This window comes from Micromonospora sp. NPDC049799, from assembly GCF_040656655.1.
Lineage (GTDB): Bacteria > Actinomycetota > Actinomycetes > Mycobacteriales > Micromonosporaceae > Micromonospora.
This window is the reverse complement of sequence record NZ_JBFAMU010000381.1, coordinates 1-4,811: the sequence shown is the minus strand read 5'-3', so window position 1 is coordinate 4,811 and position 4,811 is coordinate 1. Positions and strand designations below refer to the sequence as shown.

The following is a 4,811-nucleotide window of genomic DNA, read 5'->3' as shown; positions in this document are numbered from 1 at the left end:
GCGGGGCCCCCCGCGCCGGCCGGGGGGGCCCCCGCCCGCCCCGCCGGGCCCCCCCCCCCCGGCCCCGCCCGCCCCCCCCCGGGGGGCCCCGGCCCCCCCCCCCCCCCCCCCCCCGGGCCGGTGGGCGGGTCAGCCCTGGTCGGGTTCGAGGCTGCCGATGGTGAGGCCGGCGCGGTCGGCGGCGGCCTCCCGGTCGGCGCGGGCCCGCTCCTCGCGGGTGAGCAGGTTGGCGTACTCGGTCACGTCGGCCGGGTCCGGTACGTCCGGCAGTCGGCGCAGGAACGTCTCGACGTCGCGGGCGGCGGCGGTGTGCGTGGCGGCCGCCTGCCGGAGGATCTCCCGGTCGTCGGCGGCAGGGTAGAGGTCCGTCATGGTGTCCGGGATACCCGGCCGGGGGCGGTTCGCACCGCCCTCGACCGGGCTTTGCCGGCGAGGTGCCGCTCAGCTGACGGTGGTCAACCGCCACCGCTGGTTGGCGGCGCCGCTGCAGGTCCACTGGATCAGCAGGGCGCCGTCGGCGGTGGAGTTGCCGTTGACGTCGAGACAGAGCCCGCTGTGCCGGGCCTTCAGCTCGTACACCCCGGCGGTGGTGGTGGCGACCGCCTGCCACTGCTGGCTGGTGGCGGTGCCGCAGGTCTCCTGCACCACCTGCGCCGCGGCGGCGGTGGAGCCGCCACTCACGGCCAGGCACTTGCCGCTGTGCACGGCCCGCAGGGTGACCGCCCCGCCACCGGCGTCCACGGCCTGCCACCGCTGGTTGCCGCCGCCGGTCGCCGTCCACTGGTGCACCACGGCGCCGTCGGCGGTGGAGACCCCGTTGACGTCGGCGAGCTTGCCGCTGTGCTGGGCGGTCAGGGTGTACGTCTTCCCGGCGATCCCGGTCGGCGTGGTGCCGACGCCGGCCCCGCCGAAGGTCATCGAGTCCAGGTCGAACGCGTTGTTCTGGGTGGACCGGAAGACCAGGTACAGCTTGTGGGTGCCGGCCAGCGCCGCCACGTTCACCGCCGGCTGCTGCTGGTACGAGTCCCAGCCGCCGGTGTTCGGCACCGCCTGGGTGGCCAGCAGTTGCCCGGTCGGGGAGTCCGCCCGCAGCTCGATGCTGCCACCACCGTAGGGCGACGAGACCCGGAAGCTGACCGTGGTGATGCCCTGGAGGCTCATCGGGTCGAACATGATCCAGTCCCCGCCGCTGATGTCACCGATGCGCTTACCGCTCTCCGCGCCGGCCTGGTCGATGACCCGGATCCCGGACTGCCCGGTGAAGAACTCGGCCTGCTTGTGCTTGGGTTGCAGCACCGCCTTGCCGTACCCGGTGAGCGCGGCGACGCCGTTGGCGCCCTTGTCCTGGTAGCGGGCGTTGAGGACGTAGAAGAGGTTCGCTCCGTCGGGATGGCCGCCGAGCAGGTCGGTGGCGATCGTGCCGGAGCAGCCCGGGTAGTCGGTGGTGCCGTGCTCGTGGTCGTCGTGCCCGAGCGCCGGGTTGACCAGCACCTTCGTGCAGTCGATCGTGCCGTCCTCCGGGTCGGTCACGGTGACCGTGTAGGCGACCTGCTGGCCGAAGTCGAGCATGCCCCCGTTGGGCGGGCCGGTGATGGTCACGGTCGGGGCGGTGTTGCCGACGGTGATCGGGACGTTGGCGAAGGAGCTGCGCCCGGTGTTGTCCCGGACGGTCAGCTTGGCGGTGAAGTTGCCGTTGACGGTGTAGGTGTGCGACGGGTTCGCCGCCGTCGAGTCGGTGCTGCCGTTGCCGTCGAAGTCCCAGGCGTAGCTGATCGTGTCGCCCGGGTCCGGGTCGGCGGAGCCGGCGCTGGAGAACAGCACGGTCAGCGGGGCCCTGCCGTTGGTCGGGGTGCCGGTGGCCTTCGCCACGGGCGCCCGCCCGCCGCGCACGTAGTCGATCCGGTAGAGGCCGGAGTCGTTGTTGCCGCCGCCGAAGTTCGAGCCCCACTCCAGCAGGTAGAGGGAGCCGTCGGGGCCGAAGCGCATGTCCATCGGCTTGACGAAGTTACCCCCGGGCAGGAAGGGGTTGATCTTCACGATCCCGCCGACGTCGTCGACGTGGATCTCCTGCACGTAGTTGCGGGACCACTCGTAGAAGAAGTGCACCCGGTCGTAGTAGGCCGGGAACTTCGTCGGCGACGGGTTGGCCGCGTCGTACCGGTAGATCGGCCCGCCCATCGGCGCCGACCCGCCCGAGCCCATCTCGGGGAACTGCGCCGAGGCGCCGTAGCCGTACCAGATCTGGGGTTTCACCAGCGGCGGCAGCGTGGTCAGGCCGGTGTTGTTGGGTGAGTTGTTGACCGGGTTGGCGCAGTCGAACTTCGGGCCGACGACGCCGGTGTCCGGGTTGTACGGGGCGTACGGCTGGTTGTCGCCGTGGCAGAACGGCCAGCCGTAGTTGCCGGCGGACCGGATCACGTTGAGTTCCACCAGGCCCTCGGGGCCGCGGTTGGTGGTCGGCCCGCTGCGGTCCGGCCCGTAGTCGGCGAGGTTGACCCAGCCGTTGACCGGGTCGACGGAGAACCGGAACGGGTTGCGGAATCCCATCGCGTAGATCTCCGGGCGGGTCTTCGCGGTGCCCGGCGCGAACAGGTTGCCGGCCGGGACGGTGTAGGTGCCGTTCGTCTCGGGGTGGATGCGCAGCAGCTTGCCCCGCAGGTCGTTGGTGTTGCCGGAGGAGCGGGCGGCGTCCAGGAAGCTCCTGCCCGGCCGCCAGTCCAGGGGCGCGTAGCCCTGCCAGGCCGGGTCGTAGTTCGGCGGGCTGTCGTCGCCGGTGGACAGGTAGAGGTTGCCGCCGGGCCCGAAGGCCAGGTAGCCGCCGGTGTGGCCGGGCTCCGGGTGGGTCCGGGACCGGTACGCGGGCACCTCCAGCAGCACCTTCTCGCTGGCGAGGTCGAGCGCGTCGCCGGTGACGGTGAAGCGGGACAGCCGGTTGACGTCGGTGGTGCTGGCCTGCGGCGAGTGGTACAGGTAGATCCACTTGTTCGTGGCGAAGCCCGGGTCCAGTGCCATGCCGACCAGGCCGTCCTCGCCACCGGTGTACACCGGCAGGGTGGCGGCGGTGACGGTCGTGCTGGTGGCGGGCTTGAAGACCTTCACCTGGCCGCCGCGCTGGACGTAGAAGACCCGCCCGTCCGGTGCGACGTCGACGGCCATCGGGTCGACCGTGTTCTGGTCCAGGGAGACCTTCTCGAAGTTGCCCCAGACGGTCCCGCCGCAGTCGCCGTCGGCGACCCCGGCCGCCCACTGGACCCCGCCGAGGACGTGCTGGCGGAACAGCGGCTCGGCGTACGACCCCTTGGCGTGGCCCATCGCGGTGGTCCAGACCCGGGCGGCGCCCACCTCGCGGCACCACGAGATCGGGTGGTCCGGGCCCATCGCCCGGCTGCCCGGGGTGTACGTGCGCTCGTCGGCGGTGACCAGCACGTGCACGTCACCCCGGGGGTTGGCGTCGAAGTTGTACCACTCCTCGCTGCGCTGCCAGCGCTGCGGCAGCCCGCTGGTGGAGGGGTGCACACGGTCGGCGACGTGCGCGGTGCCGGGCAGCACCCCGGGGGAGTGCTCGGGCATGTGCGCACCGGCGTTGACGAGGTCGTCCCACCAGGGGAAGGAACTCTCGATGCCCATGTCGGTGGCGTTGTGGATCGCCGCCACGCCACCGCCGCCGGCCACGTAGGTCTGCAGGGCCTGCCGTTGGGCGTCGTTGTCCCACACCATGCCGGAGGTCTGGAACATGACCACCACGTCGAAGGTGGCCAGGTTGGCCGGGGTGAAGACGGCGGAGTCCTCGGAGTGCACCACGGTGAAGCCCTGCTGGGCGGCGAGGTCGTTGAACATCGCCACGCCGTCGGGGATGGAGTCGTGCCGGTACCCGGCCGTCTCGCTGAACAGCAGCGCGCGGAACGGGGCGGCGGCGCCGGCCGAGGCGGCCGGTACGACGAACAGGGACAGCAGCAGGGCGAGGAGGGCTACCGGAACGAGATGTCGGCGGCGCATGCCGCCTCCTTTCGGGGGACCACGGGTGGCGGTGTCCGCCCGGGCGAGCGCCGGGGCGGAGGGCGCGACGCGCCGCCGAATGGGGTCACCCCCGCGCTCGCCGGTGACGTCGGCCGTGCCGGCGTCACCTCCTGCTCCACCGAGAACCGTGCGCTCGATATTGACGCCAGTCAACGCGCTTTTCAGTAATTGTGAAATCACCGTAAATACCGAGGTAAATGACGGCGAACAGGCGTCACCGCCGGGCGGGGAGAACCCCGCCCGGCTTGCGGCTCCGGAGGGTCAGACCCCCGTCGGCGCGGTGGACCGGGCGAGAAGCGCCCGCAGGAACGCCAGACCGGTGGTGGCCAACTGGTCCTGGGTGGGGGCCAACGGACGCCAGATCGCCGCCGCCGTGGCGATCGTGCGGTTCTCCGCGGTGAACGACTCGATGCACAGTGGTCCGTCGTAGCCGACGTCGCGCAACGCCGCCGCGATCCCCGTCCAGTCCAGATGGTCGTTGCCGGGCGCACCCCGGTCGTTCGCGCAGACCTGCACGTGCGCCAGCCAATCCCCGGCGGTGCGGATCGCCGTCGGGATGTCGCGCTCCTCGATGTTCATGTGGAACGTGTCCAGGGCGATCCCCAGGCCGGGGATGCCGTCGACCACCTCCAGGGTCTGCTCCGTGGTGTTCAGCAGGCTGGTCTCGAACCGGTTCAGCGGTTCCACGGCGAGCGTCACGCCCGCCCCGGCCGCCTCCTCGGCCAGCGTCAGCTGGTCGGGACCCTCGCCGCCCAGTTCGGTGAGGAGGAAGGCGCCGGCGCCGCCGGTGCAGC

Annotated in this window: 3 protein-coding genes; all 3 read right to left on the bottom strand. The window is 72.1% G+C overall.

From position 1 onward, the window contains the following. Positions 1-129 precede the first annotated feature (129 nt). Positions 130-372, bottom strand: a complete 243-nt coding sequence (locus AB0I76_RS22645; RefSeq protein WP_357038802.1) for a hypothetical protein — start codon at positions 370-372, stop codon at positions 130-132. A 69-nt stretch (positions 373-441) separates the two neighbouring features. Next, positions 442-3,996, bottom strand: coding sequence for a ThuA domain-containing protein (locus AB0I76_RS22640; protein ID WP_357038798.1), 3,555 nt, complete (start codon positions 3,994-3,996; stop codon positions 442-444). A 282-nt stretch (positions 3,997-4,278) separates the two neighbouring features. Further along, positions 4,279-4,811, bottom strand: a 533-nt coding sequence (locus AB0I76_RS22635; RefSeq protein ID WP_357038794.1) for a sugar phosphate isomerase/epimerase family protein, incomplete at its 5' end; no start/stop codon positions are given.

What these genes read in the sequence shown, in the direction of transcription:
- AB0I76_RS22645 (WP_357038802.1), bottom strand. Translation starts at nt 372, where the DNA reads ATGACGGACCTCTACCCTGCCGCCGACGACCGGGAGATCCTCCGGCAG.
- AB0I76_RS22640 (WP_357038798.1), bottom strand. Translation starts at nt 3,996, where the DNA reads ATGCGCCGCCGACATCTCGTTCCGGTAGCCCTCCTCGCCCTGCTGCTG.